This is a genomic window from Micromonospora sp. DT178, from assembly GCF_049841695.1.
Lineage (GTDB): Bacteria > Actinomycetota > Actinomycetes > Mycobacteriales > Micromonosporaceae > Micromonospora.
Window position 1 is genome coordinate 134,787 of record NZ_JBNCKV010000014.1, and the last position, 13,756, is coordinate 148,542.

Consider the following 13,756-nt stretch of genomic DNA (forward strand, 5'->3'; position numbering starts at 1 on the left):
ACGCCTACAGGCGCTCGGCGCGGTCGTGCAACAGGTCCCGGACGTCGGCGATGTCGCCCGGCGAGGTCCGCGAGGCCAGCCAGTACATGACGCCCGTCGGGATGAAGAAGAGCTGGAAGGCCGCCAGCCCGACGGCGTAGTTCAGCGGCGGCGGGAAGGCCGCCCGCAGGCCGTGGAAGGCCACCCCGACCAGCCCGTTGCCGGCCGCCCGGCCGACGCCGTTGACCAGGTTGCCGAGGCTGTAGACGGTGCCCCGGTGCTCCGGCGGGTTGACGTCGGCGATCAGGGCGAACCAGTTCGGCGAATTGGCCGAGGTGAGCGCCAGCGCCACCACGGCGGTGAGCAGGCTCAGCCCGACCGTCGGCTCGGTGAACACGCTGGCCAGCACCGCCCGCACCACCGAACCGGCGCCCGCGCCGTCCGGGACGTCGATGCGGATCGGCACGAAGAAGAGCACCAGGTAGAACGGCAGCGCCGCGAGGATGCCGACCGCCGCGACCAACGCCCGGCCCCGGGGCGTACGCCGTTGCAGCGCGTCGCCCACCAGCCCGCCCACGATGGAGAGCACCCCGCCGAGCTGGAACAGCGTGGCGAAGACGCTGCCCACGACCACGGCGGTGGCGGCGGAGTAGCCCTGGTCCTCGGCCCGCTCGGCGAAGAGCACCGGCAGCCAGACCAGCGACCCGAAGGCCGCCTGGGCGGTGAGGCCCTGGAGGATCAGCCAGCGGTTCGTCCGCCGGCCCAGGATCCTCGGCAGGTCTGCCCGGCTGATCCGGTAGTCGTACTCGGCGCCGGTGGCGAGCGCGTCGGCCAGCTCCGGCTCGCTCTGCCCGCGCCGGATGTCGTAGGTGAACAGGTAGGCGAGGGTCGCCGCGAGGCCGACCACGGTCAGCAGCAGGAACGGCCGTCGCCAGTCGGCCGCCCCGAGCAGCCCGCCGACCAGCGTGCCGGCCAGCGTGCCGACGCCCTGGGACAGCCCCCAGAAGCTCATCACCAGCCCTCGGCGGCGGGGCGAGATCAGGTCGGTGACGACCGAGAAGCCGACGGAACCGACCGCGCCCAGCCCGACCGCCGCCACGATCTGCGCGGCCAGGAAGGCGGGATAGTTCACCGCGACGGCGCTGCCGCCCGTGCCGAGCGCCCAGATCAGGGTGCCGAGCATCAGCAGCGGCTTGCGGTTCGCGCGGTCGCCCACGTACGCCCAACCCACCGCGGCCACCGCGCTGGCCAGGAAGCTCACGGCGGTGACCAGGCCGAGCAGGCGCTGCGGCACGTCGAAGGCGGCGGAGATGGGGCCGTACAGCGGGGGCACCAGACCGATCGCCACGTTGTCCAGCGAGGCGAGCAGCACGAAGACCACGACGCTGTAGAACCGGTGCGCGGGCGTCCCGCCCCGGGCCCGCGCCGGCCCGCCCCTGGTCAAGGTCATGAGCGGCAGCCAACCAGGATCAGGTCACGAGCGGGTGACGACGCGCGGGCGCGCCGGGGCGCTCAGAGGTAGCCGCCGATCGCGGGCGGGGCGGCGGGCGCGGCCGGCGTGCCCGCCCGCAGCGCGTACAGCTCGGCGAGGGTGGCGCCCTGCGGCGGCACCCCCGCCGCCGTGCCCAGCCACCCGGTCGCCTCCTCGTACGACAGCGGGCCCACCTCGATCCGGGCCAGGCAGCGCCCCGGGCGGACCACCGCCGGGTGCAGCCGGGACAGGTCCTCGTTCGTGGTGATCGCGACGAGTACCTCGCGCCCCTGCCCGAGCAGCCCGTCGGTCAGGTTGAGCAGCCGGGACAGGGCCTGCCCGGCGGCCTGCTTCGCCTCGCCCCGGATCAGCTCGTCGCAGTCCTCCAGGATGAGCAGCCGCCACCGGCGGCCCGTCCCCTGCTCGCCGTCCTCGTCCCCGACCGCCACCTCGGACAGGTACGCCGTGTCCGCGAAGAGCACGTCCGGGTCGAGCACGGCGTCGACCTGGCACCAGTGGTGCCACTGGCGGGCGAGGGCGCGCAGCGCGGTGGTCTTTCCCGTCCCGGGCGCCCCGTGCAGCAGCACCAGCCGGCCGGACAGGCGCTCCGGGGTGGTCGCCATCAGCTCGTCGAGCGCGTTGCGGGCCGCCGCGGCGTAGTTCGGTCGGATCGCCGCCCACTCCGGCGCGGCGATGGCGCGTACGTCGCGCTGGCTGCCCCGCCGGGGGTTCTGGTGCCAGAAGCCGATCCGGCCGGCGCCCGGATCCTCCGGTTCGGCGGCGCCGTCGACGATCCGGTCGAGGGTCGAGCGACCCACCTCCTCGGAGACCGCCGTGACCGTCACCTCCGCGCCGCGCCCCTTCCAGGTGACCACCCGGGCCGTCCAGCCGTCGCCGGCCAGCAGGCGGGACTTCTGCCGGTTCTCGACCGCCGTGCGCAGCAGCCGCCCGTCCGGGGCGGTCAGCGGCGCGTCGGGGCGCACCCGGGAGAGCCGGACGGTGTGCGACCACGGGTGCCGGCCGGTGACGAAGTCCGCCAGGACGAGCGCGTCGATGACGTCGCAGGGGGTGTCCGCGTCGTCGTACTGGAGCATCGAGGGAATGCCGGTGCCGGGCGCCTCGTCCGCTTCGGGGGTGGTTCGCATCCGTCGATGATCGCGAGCCGGAGCGCGCCCGTACAGTCCTTTACCCCGCCACGGCGTCGACCCGGTCGAGGAAGTGCTCGCGGGCGGCGGCGTACCGCTCCCGGATGGCGGGGACGGGGGCGGCGGCGTACTCCTCGGTGCCGTGGACGGACCACGTGGGGGGCGCCGCGCCGCCCACGGCGACCCAGGCGGCCTGCCGCGCGGCGCCGTCGGCGACGTACTCGCCGGGCGGCGGGACGACCACCGGCACCCCGAGGACCTGCGGCGCGATCCGGCGTACGGCCGCCGAGCGGGCGCCGCCGCCGACCAGGATCACCCGGCGCACCGTGGCGCCCTGGGCGGTGAGCGCGTCGAGGCCGTCGGCGAGGGCGCAGAGCAGCCCCTCGACGGCGGCGCGCGCCAGGTGGGCCGCCGTCGAGGTGCGCAGGGTCAGCCCGTGCACGGCCCCGGACGCCAGCGGCCGGTCGGGCGTCCGCTCGCCCTCCAGGTAGGGCACCATGACCAGCCCGTCCGCGCCGGCGGGGGCGGAGAGCGCCAGCGCGGCCAGCTCGTCCAGGTCGACCCGGAGCATCGACGCGGCGGCGTCGAGCACCCGGGCCGCGTTGAGCGTGCAGACCAGGGGCAGGAAGCGGCCGGTGGCGTCGGCGAAGCCGGCGACCGTGCCGCTCGGGTCGGCGGCCGGGGCGTCGGCGACGCTGAACACGGTGCCGGAGGTGCCGATCGAGACGACCACGTCGCCCGGGCCCGCGCCGACGCCGAGCGCGGCGGCGGCGTTGTCCCCGGTGCCCGGGCCGAGCACCGCCCCGCCGGCGGGCAGGCCCCGCAGGGCGTCGGGGCGTACGGCGCCGGCCGGCTCCGCCGGGCCGAGCACGGTCGGCACGTGCGGCCGCCGGCCGAACGCCCGCTCCAGCAGGTCGAGGCGGTAGTCGCCGGTGGCCGGGGACCAGTAGCCGGTGCCGCTGGCGTCGCCCCGGTCGGTGCGCAGCGCCGCCAGGCCCGGCGCGCCGGCCAGCCGCCAGGTCAGCCAGTCGTGCGGCAGGCAGACCGCCGCCACCCGGGCCGCACGCTCCGGCTCGTGCCGGGCCAGCCAGCGCAGCTTCGTGGCGGTGAAGCTGGCGACCGGCACGCTGCCCACCGCCTCCGCCCAGAAGCGACGGCCGGTCTCCCCGCCGCCGGCCTCCTCGACCAGCTCGGCGGCGGCCCCGGCGGAGCGGGTGTCGTTCCACAGCAGCGCGGGCCGGACCACGTCGCCCGCCTCGTCGAGGCAGACCATGCCGTGCTGCTGGCCGGCGACGGAGACCGCCGCCACGTCGGCCAGCCCGCCGGCGGCGTCGACCGCCGCGCCCAGCGCGGCCCACCACGCCGCCGGGTCGACCTCGGTGCCGTCCGGGTGCGGCGCCCGGCCCTGCCGGAGCAGGGCGCCGGTCTCCGCGTCCCGGACGACGACCTTGCAGGACTGGGTCGAGGAGTCGATCCCCGCGACGATCGGCATCGCCGGCGGCCTCAGCGGGCGCCGAGCAGGTGCTCGACGGCGAGCTGGTTGAGCCGGACGAAGCCGAAGCCCTTCGCGGCGGCGGTGTCGACGTCGAACTCCTCGAACGCGGAACGGTCGGCGAGCAGGTCGGCGTAGCCCTCCCCCGGCGCCAGCGTCGGCGTGCCCAGGTCGGCGACCCGGCTCGCGGCCAGCGCCTCGGCGACCTCCGGGTCCGCCCGGAACGCCGCCGCCCGCTCCCTGAGCAGGAGGTAGGTGCGCATGTTCGCCTCCGCCGACGCCCAGACGCCGGTCATGTCCTCGGTGCGCGAGGGCTTGTAGTCGAAGTGCCGGGGGCCGTCGTAGGCGGGCACCCCGCCGGGACCGCCGTGCTCCAGCAGGTCGACCAGGGCGAACGCGTTCAGCAGGTCGCCGTGGCCGAAGACGAGGTCCTGGTCGTACTTGACGCCGCGCTGGCCGTTGAGGTCGATGTGGAACAGCTTGCCCTGCCAGAGCGCCTGGGCGATGCCGTGGGCGAAGTTCAGGCCGGCCATCTGCTCGTGCCCCACCTCCGGGTTGAGCCCGACCAGCTCGGGGCGGGCCAGGGTGGAGATGAAGGCCAGGGCGTGCCCGACGGTGGGCAGCAGGATGTCGCCGCGCGGCTCGTTCGGCTTGGGCTCGATGGCGAAGCGCAGGTCGTAGCCGGAGTCGACGACGTACTGGCAGAGCAGGTCGACGGCCTCCCGGTAGCGGTCCAGCGCGGCCCGGACGTCCTTGGCGAGGTCGTACTCGGCGCCCTCCCGGCCGCCCCACATCACGAAGGTGCGGGCACCGAGCTCCGCGGCGAGGTCGACGTTGCGCAGCACCTTGCGCAGCGCGTACCGCCGGACGTCGCGGTCGTTGCTGGTGAAGCCGCCGTCCTTGAAGACCGGGTGGGTGAAGAGGTTGGTGGTCACCATCGGGACCACCAGGCCGGTCTCGTCGAGCGCCTTGCGGAAGCGGGCCACGTGCCGGTCGCGGGCGGCGGCGTCCGCGCCGAAGGGCACCAGGTCGTCGTCGTGGAACGTGATCCCGTACGCCCCCAGCTCGGCGAGCCGGTGCACCGCCTCGACCGGGTCCAGCTCGGGGCGGGTGGCGTCGCCGAACGGGTCGCGGGCCTGCCAGCCCACCGTCCAGAGGCCGAAGGAGAACTTGTCGGCGGGGGTGGGACGGGGTGCCATGGCAGACCTCCGAGGTGTCGTCCGCTATTTGTTCAGTGGTTGAATTATTTGGTCGGCCTGTGGCAGTGTCAAGGGGTGACCCGACCCGACGCCCCGCCCGGACCGGTGCGGCAGGGCAGCCTGCGCGAGTGGAACCTCGCCGTGGTGCTCGGCCGGATCGCCGCCGCCGACCGCCCGCCCTCCCGGGCCGAGCTGGCCGCCGGCACCGGCCTCACCCGGGCCACCGTCTCGGCCGTGGTGGAGGACCTGCTCGCCGGCCGGTTGGTCGCCGAGTCGGAGCCGACGCCCCGGACCGGCGCGGGACGGCCCTCGCGGGGCCTGGTGCTCGCCACGGACGGCCCGGCCGGGCTCGGCCTGGAGGTCAACGTCGACTACCTGGCCGCCTGCGTGGTCGACCTCGCCGGCCGGGTCCGCCACCACACCGTGCACCGCGCCGACCTGCGGCCCGTCTCCCCCGCCGAGGCGCTGGCCCGGCTGGCCGACCTGGCCGCCCACGCCCGCGCCGACGCCACCCGCGAGGGGCTCACCCTGGTCGGCGCGGCCCTCGCGGTGCCCGGCCTGGTCGACGACGCCGGCCTGGTCCGGCTCGCGCCGAACCTCGGCTGGCGCGACGTGCCCGTCCCCGCGCTGCTCGGCGGGGGTACGCCGCTGACCGCGCACGTCGACGGCGTACCGCCGCTGGTGGTCGACAACGAGGCCAACCTCGCCGCGCTGGGTGAGTTGCACGCCGGGCCGACCGGCCGGGCCAGCTTCCTGCACATCTCCGGCGAGGTGGGCATCGGCGCCGGGATCGTGCTCGACGGGGCCCTGTACCGGGGCGCGCGCGGCTGGAGCGGGGAGATCGGTCACCTCCCGATCCGGCCCGACGGCCCGCCCTGCCGGTGCGGCGGGCGCGGCTGCCTGGAGACGTACACCGGTCAGGAGGCGATCCTCGCCGCCGCCGGCCTCGCCGGCGCGGACCTTCCGGCGGACACCGCGACGACCCGGCTGGCCGAGCTGGCCGGGGCCGGCGACCCCGGCGCGCTGCGGGCCCTGGCCGAGGCGGGAACCGCCCTGGGGGTCGCCGTCGCCGGCGTGGTGAACCTGCTGGACCTGGACACCGTGGTGCTCGGTGGCGGGTACGCCCCGCTGGCGCCGTGGCTGCGCCCGCCGGTGCTCACCGAGATCTCCCGGCGGGTGCTCACCGCCGCGTGGTCACCGGTCACCATCCGCCCGGCGGCCCTCGGCGCCGCCGCCGCGGCCGTCGGCGGGGCCGGGTCGGTGGCACGCCGGATCCTGGCGCGCCCTGCCGGCTGGCTGGCCCGACCGGCCTGAGCCGGATTCCTCCGATGGCGGCGCGACCGCGCCTCGGTACGCTTGCCCCGAGGCAACGACCCCCATCCGAGGAGTGCACGACCAGCATGCGCACAGGTCGACAGACCGGGGCGCCCGGCGAGCGGCGGTGACCACCGCCCCCGGGGGCGGTGACACGGGCCCGGCCGACGGCGGGCAGCCCGCCCGCTCCCGCTCCGGCCTCTCCCCCGGCCCCGCGCGCCCGGCCGACTCCCGGCTCACCCGGGAGGTGCTCGACGGGCTGACCGAGGCGGTCGTGACCGCCGACCGGGCGGGGCTGGTGACCCTGGTCAACGCGATGGCGACCGCGCTCCTCCCCGAGGTCGTGCCCGGCACGGACCTGCACACCTGCCCGATACCGGCCATGGCCCGGTCGGTGGGCGCCGGGGCGGACAGCTTCGACGCCGAACACGGCGGTCGCCGGCTGCGCGGCGTACGACGCGACCTGGCCGACGGGCGGCACGCCTGGTACGTGCGGGACGTCACCGAGGAACACGCGCGCGCCGAGGCGCTGAGCGCCGAGCGGTCCCGGACGACGTTCCTCGCCCAGGCCGGCAGCCGCCTCGGGCTGTCCCTCCAGCGCGAGCAGACGCTGCGGACCACCACGACCCTGCCCGTGCCCTACCTGGCCGACCTGGCCATGGTGGTCCACCTGCCGCCCCTGCCCGCGCAGGGCCAGCCGCACTGGACCCGGTACGACGGGATCGATCCCGCCCCGGTGACCGGGCTGGCGACCTGGTCGCTGACCGGCTCGCTGCCCGGCCTGGCCGAGGCGCTGGCCGGGCACCCGGTCGGCCCGGCCCCGTGGCCGGACGCGGAGACGGCCGCCCTGTCCACCGTGCTTCCGCCCGGCTTCGGCCGGCCGGGCACCGTGCTGGTCAGTCCCATGCGGGGCGCCGGACGCACCACCGGCGCCCTGGTGCTGGTCCGCCGCGCCGGGCGGGCCGGCTTCGCCCGGCGCGACGTCGAACTGGCCCGGGAGTTCGCCGCCCGCGCGGGCGCGGCCCTCGGCGCCGCCGAACTCTACGGCGAACAGGTCCACCTCGCCCGCGTCCTGCAGAACAGCCTGCTCCCGCCCGACCTGCCGGCCGTGCCGGGCGCCACGCTCGCCGGCGGGTACCGGGCGGCCGGGGACCGGCTGCGCATCGGCGGTGACTTCTACGATGTCTTCCCCATCCCCGGGGGCGCGATCTTCGCCCTCGGGGACGTGGCCGGCAAGGGCGTCGGCGCGGCCGTCCTCACCGGGCGGGTCCGCCAGTCCCTGCGGACCCTGCGCCTGGTCGAGCAACGGCCGCTGGAGTTGATGCGGCTGCTCAACCAGGCGCTCTTCGACGCCCCGGACGCGGCCCGCCGCAGCCAGTTCACCACCCTGCTGCTCGGCACCCTCGACGCCGCGCCCGACGGCGGGTGCACCGTCCGGATCGCCGGCGGCGGCCACCCGTCCCCGCTGCTGCTCCGGGCCGACGGTGGGGTCGCCCCGGTCACGGTCGGCGGGATGCCCGTGGGCGCGCTCGCCGCCGCCCGGTTCGCCGAGGCCGAACTCCGCCTCGTCCCGGGCGAGTTGCTGCTCGCGTACACCGACGGGGTGGTGGAGGCGCGCGGCGGCCCCGGCGGCCAGGAGATGTTCGGCGAGGAACGGCTGCGCGCGGCGCTGGCCTCGGCCGCCGGGCTGGCCCCGGCCGCGCTGGTCGACCGGCTCCTCGAGTCCGTCGACGAGTGGCTCGACGGGCAGAGCCAGGACGACATCGCGATGCTGGCCGTCGCGGCGGCAGCGCCCTGACCGGCCGGACCGTCGCGGCCGGGCGACCACCGGCCGCGCCCGGCCCTTCGGTGGACCCGGGCGACGCGGGAACGCGTGCCCCTCCGCCCGGGTCAGGCCGACCTGGCCACCTGCGGGCCGTCCCCCGGCCGCTCCTGCGTCGGTAGACCGACCGGGCGCTCGCGCGACACCGCCGGCCATGGGTCGGCGGCCTCGACGGACTGTACGGAGGCGTTCCGGTGCCGCGCCGCCTCGTCGAACTCCCGCATGCCCCGCAGCAGGGCCTGCCGCCCCTCGTCGGTCATGTCGGCGAGGATCGCCGCGAGCTGCTGGCGCCGGTCGTCCCGCAGCTCGGCGAGGAGCCGGCGGGACTCCGGGGTGAGGTGCAGCGAGATCTCCCGCCGGTCGAACCGGCCGGGCTCCCGTTCCAGCATGCCCGCCGCCACCAGGCGGTCGCAGAGCCGGCTGGCGGAGGAGAGCAGCATGTCGAGCCCGGTGGCCAGGCCGCGGAGGTTGATCCCCTCGTGCTGCTCGACCAGCATGATCGCGCGCAACTGCGCGCCGGAGACACGACTGGTCGTCCGCTCCCGCGCGGCCTCCCAGACCGTCAGCAGGGCGTCGGCCACCGCGTCGAGCTCGACGGCCATACTCGTCTCGGGTCCGGAGGGACCGTGCACATCCGCCATGGTGGGCCCGAGACTACTCCGTATCCCCAGGTCTGGGCTCGTGACGAGGGAGTGATGATGAGCGAACCGGTCAACCGGGCACGGCAGGTCCTCAACGAGGCGCCCGCCGACCTGCTGCTGGACCGGATCGCCGGCGTCCTGGCCGCGGCCTACGGGATCGACCGGGTGGAACTGCTCCAGGTCGACTACCGGCTGGCGGCGCTGCTGCCGCTCGTCGGGGACGAGCCCGTCACCGCGCCGGGGCACCCCGCCTGGCGCTGCTTCGACCACCAGGCCCCGATCGTCGCCGACGACACCGGCTACCTCCCGGTGTCCATGCGCGGGGAACGCCGCGGCGTGCTGGTGGTGACCCCCGCGCCGACCCGGCCGGCCGCGCTCGACGAGCTGACGGAGATCGCCACCGCGTTCGCCCACGAGATCGCCGCGGTCACCCCGGGCACCGATGTGTACCGGTCCGCGCGGCGTAGCAGGCGGCTCACCCTCGCCGCCGAGATGCAGTGGGAGATGCTCCCGGGCCGCAGCCGGACCCGCCCGTCGTTCAGCCTGGCCGGGCAGCTGGAACCGGCGTACGCGGTGCGCGGCGACAGCTTCGACTGGTCCGACGACGGCAGCCGGGTCTGGTTGGCGACCATCAACGGCACGGGCGAGGGGGTGGCCGCCGCGATGCTCACCTCGCTCGCCACCCACGCGCTGCGCAACGCCCGCCGGTCCGGGCTCGGCCTCGCCGACCAGGCGGCCCTCGCCGACCAGGCGGTCTACGACCTGCACCGGGGAGACCAGCACCTCGCGGCGCTGCTGATGGAGCTGGACCTGCGCTCGGGGCTGCTCACCGTGGTCGACGCCGGGTCGCCCCGCCTCGTGCTGCTGCGCGACGGGCAGGTCCGGGAGCTGCCGCTGGAGGCGCAGTTCCCGCTCGGCATGTTCGAGGCCACCGACTACCGGGAGCAGCGCTTCGAGCTGTGCCGCAACGACCGGCTCTTCGTGGTCAGCGACGGCGTCATCGACGCCACCGGGCAGGACATCCGCTACGGCGAGACCGCGCTCGACCGGTTCCTGCGCCGGACCGGACCGATGGAGCCGCTGGACGCCGTCCGCTCGCTGATCGGCGACCTGCGCGCGTTCGTCGCCGGCGACCTGACCGACGACGCGGTGGTGGTGTGCCTGGACTGGACGGGCCCGAAGGACTGAGCGTCCGGCCGGCGACGACGGGGCTGAAGGCGACGCGCGGCGCTCAGTACGCCCCGCGGCTGTTGACCACCGCGCCGAAGGTCTTCCAGAGGATCGTCAGGTCGGCCGCGAGCGACCAGTTCTCCACGTAGTAGAGGTCGAGGCGGATGCCGTCCTCCCAGCTCAGGTCGGAGCGGCCGCTGACCTGCCAGAGCCCGGTCATGCCCGGCTTGACCAGCAGCCGGCGGGCCACGTCGCCGTCGTAGCGGGCCACCTCCGAGGGCAGCGGCGGGCGGGGGCCGACCAGGCTCATGTGCCCGAGCAGGACGTTGACCAGCTGCGGCAGCTCGTCCAGCGACCACTTGCGCAGCAGCCGCCCGATGCGGGTCACCCGCGGGTCGTCGCGCATCTTGAACATCAGGCCGTCGGTCTCGTTGCGGGCGGCCAGCGCGGCCAGCAGGGCGTCGGCGTTGACCACCATGGTGCGGAACTTGTAGACGCCGAACTCCCGCCCGCCCTGCCCCACCCGGGTCTGCCGGAACAGCACCGGCCCCCGGCTGTCGATCTTGATGGCCAGCGCGATGGCGGCCAGCAGCGGCAGCAGCAGCGTCAGGGCCACCGACGAGACGGCCCGGTCAACGAAGCCCTTGACCAGCTTGCGGGCCCCCCGGAACTCGGGCGCCTCGACGTGGATCAGCGGCAGGCCGGCGACCGGCCGGGTGTGGATGCGCGGGCCGGCGACGTCGGTCAGCGCCGGGGCCACCACCAGGTCGATGCCGGTGCCCTCCAGCTGCCAGCCCAGCCGCCGCAGCCGGGTGGCGGTCAGCTCGCCGGAGGCGGTCACCGCGACGGTGTCCGCGCCGATGGCGGTGGCCGCCTCGGGGATGCCCCGGAACGACCCGACCACCGGCACGTCGCCCAGCCGCTGCGCGACCGGGGCGAGCAGCGCGTCCGGGATGCAGGCGCCGACCACCTGGTAGCCCGCGTACGGCTCGCGCCGCAGGGTGTGCACCAGCTCCAGCACGTGCGCGGTGTCGCCGACCACCAGCACCTTGCGCGACCAGCCGGCGCCCTCGGAGCGCGCCCGGTGCAGCCGCTTGCGAGCGGCGAACCGGGCCAGCTCCAGGCCGAGCATGCCGACGGCGAACGAGATGCCGAGGAACCCCCGGGATACGCCCACGTCGGCGATGTAGCCGGCGATCGCGATGCCGCCGGCGAGGCGCAGGCTGGCGGTGCCGACCCGCCGGTACTCGTCGGCGCCGTAGCCGAGGACGCGGTCGTCGTAGCAGCGCAGCACCCGCAGCGAGACCAGCCAGGCGAGGACCAGCCCGGGGGCGACCAGGACGTACGGGATCTTCGAGCCGCCGGGGGCGTCGTCGCCGAACCGGGCCACGTATCCGACGAGCACGGCGACGGTCAGGACGGTCGTGTCCAGCACCACCAGCGAGCGGACGTAGGCGCGCTCACGGGTGCGGGCCGGCCCCGGCCGTGGCTCGTCCGGTCTCGACGACGTGCTGGCGGGGGTCAACAGCGTCGCTGAGGTCACCGGCCCTCCCCACTTCGGTCGCCGACGGCCCGTACGACGGGCCCGGGTCGCGGGTCGGCCGTAGGGGCACCAGGACATCGTGCCCCGGCGACCACGCTCGCCGATTGCTTCGGACGCATTACCGTCACTACTTTCCCCGAGGAACCCCTTGCGGGGAAAGGGCCCACGGCACCGGATCCCGTGCGGCGGGTCCGCCCCGCGCTGCGTTGCGGCTCAGGCCGGGGCCTTGCGCAGCGCGATCGCCTTGAGGAAAATGTCGCCGATCTTGGTCGGGTCCTCGGTGACGAAGGCGCCTCCGCCGGTGACGTCGGTGATCGACTTCAGCTCGGCCTTGCTCACGTCGCTGCCGATACCGATGATCACGACCTGCACCGGCCGCTCCGGGTCCTTGATCTTGTTCAGCTCGCCCAGCAGCTTCTGCTGCGAGATGCCGTCGGAGTCCTCGTTCTTGCCGTCGGTGAACAGCACGATCGAGTTGACCCGGCCGGGCTCCCAGTTGTCCTGCACCTTCTGGTACGCCGCCAGCACGGTGTCGTAGAGGCCGGTGTCGCCGTCCGACGACCGGATCGAGCCCAGGGACTGCTCCAGCTTGCCGCGCTGACGGGACAGCGGCCCGATGGCGAGCAGTTCCCGGTGGTCGCGGGGGCCCACCAGTTGGGTGGAGAACGTCCAGAGACCGATCGACCAGGAGTCGTCGAAGAGGTTCAGCCCCCGCCGGGCCGCCTCGACGGTCACCTGCTGCCGGGTCGCGTTGCCGGCGTTGGCCACCTTCTCCTTCATCGACCCGGAGACGTCGATGACGGCGAGCATCCGGCCGGACTGGGTGGCGATCGACCAACTGGAGACCGCGCGCTCCATGGCCTGCGGGTCGAGCCCACCCGGAGCCGATCCGCCGCCGTTGGCCGGCGGGGCCGGCGCGCCGCCGGCCGGGCTGGGCGCCCCCTGCGGCGCGTCGAAGCCCGCGCCCCAGTTGCCGTCCGGCGCGCGCAGCGACCGGCTCGCCAACTGGTCACGGAAGTCGTCGGTGACGAGCACCTCGTAGAGCACCCTCGCCGCCGCCGCCTTGGCCGGTTCGATGCCGGGCAGCACCGCGTACGGGTAGTCCAGCGGCGCGGGCGCCGGCTCCAGGTAGAGCGCGGCCAGCCGTACCGGCGGCTTCTTGCTGTTGTACTGGATCACGTCCTCTTCCGAGAGCGCCGCCGCACCCAGGCTGCTCGCGATCGTCGTGGGATCCGAGGCGGTGGGGAACCGGGCGAGCAGGTCCGGCCGCAGCGCCGAGCGGTCGGTGGCCAGCGCCCGCAGCGCGGCGACCTTCTCCTTCTCCGCGTCGGGGCCGCCGGAGGCGCTGGCGGCAGCCGTCAGCGAGAGCAGACCGGACAGGCCGGCGGCGTCGCGGGTCGGTTCGACGATCCCGGTGCGCAACGGCTTGTCGCTCTGCACCTGCTGCAGGAGCTGGGTCCAGCTGAACTTCTTCTGCGGCCAGCCCAGCCGCGTGGCGATCGGCTCCGGCATCGCCACGACCACCGGGCTGCGCGCGATGGACGCCCCGTTGCCCGGCTCGAAGGCGGTGGCGCCACCGGTCTTGAGCCGCAGCAGCCAGGTGGAGGAGTCGGGCACCCAGACGTCCGGGCTGACCGACGTGCCGCTGGCCTGCCCCACGCCGGCCAGGGTGACGCCGTGCTTGGCGGCGACCGTCGCGGCCACGTCGACCGGATCGGACGCCGCGACGTTGACCGCGATGCAGGTGCCGCCGACCGCGGCGCCGTCCTTCACCCACCGCGCAGCGGCGGCGTCGACCGCCGGGGCCAGCTCGGCCGCGACCGCGACGGACAGCTCGATCCGCCCCGAGCAGTTCGGTTGCGCCAGCTGCTGGTAGCCGAACCAGCCGCCGGCCGTGACGGCGAGGACGCCCACGGCAGCGGCGGCGGTGGCTGCGTGAAGATTCGTACGCATGCGATGGCGGCCTGCTGACACGGTGAC

10 protein-coding genes are annotated in these 13,756 nt (G+C 75.6%); 3 read left to right on the forward strand and 7 right to left on the reverse strand.

Going from position 1 to position 13,756, the window contains the following annotated elements; all coding sequences use genetic code 11:
* Positions 1–4: 4 nt before the first annotated feature.
* From ACLQ22_RS23655 to xylA, 4 genes are all read right to left on the reverse strand, one after another.
* The gene (locus tag ACLQ22_RS23655; RefSeq protein WP_425694233.1) at positions 5–1,429 is read right to left on the reverse strand and encodes an MFS transporter; all 1,425 of its coding nucleotides are present in this window, start codon (positions 1,427–1,429) and stop codon (positions 5–7) included.
* Positions 1,430–1,491: 62 nt separating this feature from the next.
* Positions 1,492–2,595, reverse strand: a complete 1,104-nt coding sequence (locus tag ACLQ22_RS23660; protein ID WP_425694234.1) for a DUF5925 domain-containing protein — start codon at positions 2,593–2,595, stop codon at positions 1,492–1,494.
* A gap of 40 nt (positions 2,596–2,635) precedes the next feature.
* Positions 2,636–4,087, reverse strand: coding sequence for a xylulokinase (gene xylB, locus ACLQ22_RS23665; RefSeq protein ID WP_425694235.1), 1,452 nt, complete (start codon positions 4,085–4,087; stop codon positions 2,636–2,638).
* A gap of 11 nt (positions 4,088–4,098) precedes the next feature.
* The gene (gene xylA, locus ACLQ22_RS23670) at positions 4,099–5,286 is read right to left on the reverse strand and encodes a xylose isomerase (protein ID WP_425694236.1); all 1,188 of its coding nucleotides are present in this window, start codon (positions 5,284–5,286) and stop codon (positions 4,099–4,101) included.
* 75 nt (positions 5,287–5,361) lie between these two features.
* On the opposite strand from xylA, the gene ACLQ22_RS23675 reads away from it, so the two are divergent.
* Both ACLQ22_RS23675 and ACLQ22_RS23680 read left to right on the forward strand, forming a co-directional pair.
* Positions 5,362–6,600 (forward strand): ROK family protein, encoded by a 1,239-nt coding sequence (locus ACLQ22_RS23675; RefSeq protein ID WP_425694237.1) that lies wholly within the window; start codon positions 5,362–5,364, stop codon positions 6,598–6,600.
* A gap of 127 nt (positions 6,601–6,727) precedes the next feature.
* Positions 6,728–8,398 (forward strand): PP2C family protein-serine/threonine phosphatase, encoded by a 1,671-nt coding sequence (locus ACLQ22_RS23680; protein ID WP_425694238.1) that lies wholly within the window; start codon positions 6,728–6,730, stop codon positions 8,396–8,398.
* 92 nt (positions 8,399–8,490) lie between these two features.
* On the opposite strand, the gene ACLQ22_RS23685 is transcribed toward ACLQ22_RS23680, so the two are convergent.
* A complete protein-coding gene (locus ACLQ22_RS23685; RefSeq protein WP_425694239.1) occupies positions 8,491–9,024 on the reverse strand; it encodes a MarR family winged helix-turn-helix transcriptional regulator in 534 nt (177 codons plus the stop codon).
* 96 nt (positions 9,025–9,120) lie between these two features.
* Between ACLQ22_RS23685 and ACLQ22_RS23690 the strand changes: the two genes are divergently transcribed.
* Positions 9,121–10,251: a PP2C family protein-serine/threonine phosphatase gene (locus tag ACLQ22_RS23690; RefSeq protein WP_425694240.1), complete on the forward strand. Its 1,131-nt coding sequence runs from the start codon at positions 9,121–9,123 to the stop codon at positions 10,249–10,251.
* A 43-nt stretch (positions 10,252–10,294) separates the two neighbouring features.
* Here the strand turns inward: ACLQ22_RS23690 and ACLQ22_RS23695 are convergent, their stop codons facing one another.
* Together ACLQ22_RS23695 and ACLQ22_RS23700 are read right to left on the reverse strand one after the other, a co-directional pair.
* Complete coding sequence (locus ACLQ22_RS23695) at positions 10,295–11,776, reverse strand: sugar transferase (RefSeq protein ID WP_425694241.1); 1,482 nt, start codon at positions 11,774–11,776, stop codon at positions 10,295–10,297.
* 213 nt (positions 11,777–11,989) lie between these two features.
* On the reverse strand, positions 11,990–13,750 hold the full coding sequence (locus tag ACLQ22_RS23700; RefSeq protein ID WP_425694242.1) for a substrate-binding domain-containing protein: 1,761 nt from the start codon (positions 13,748–13,750) through the stop codon (positions 11,990–11,992).
* Positions 13,751–13,756 lie beyond the last annotated feature (6 nt).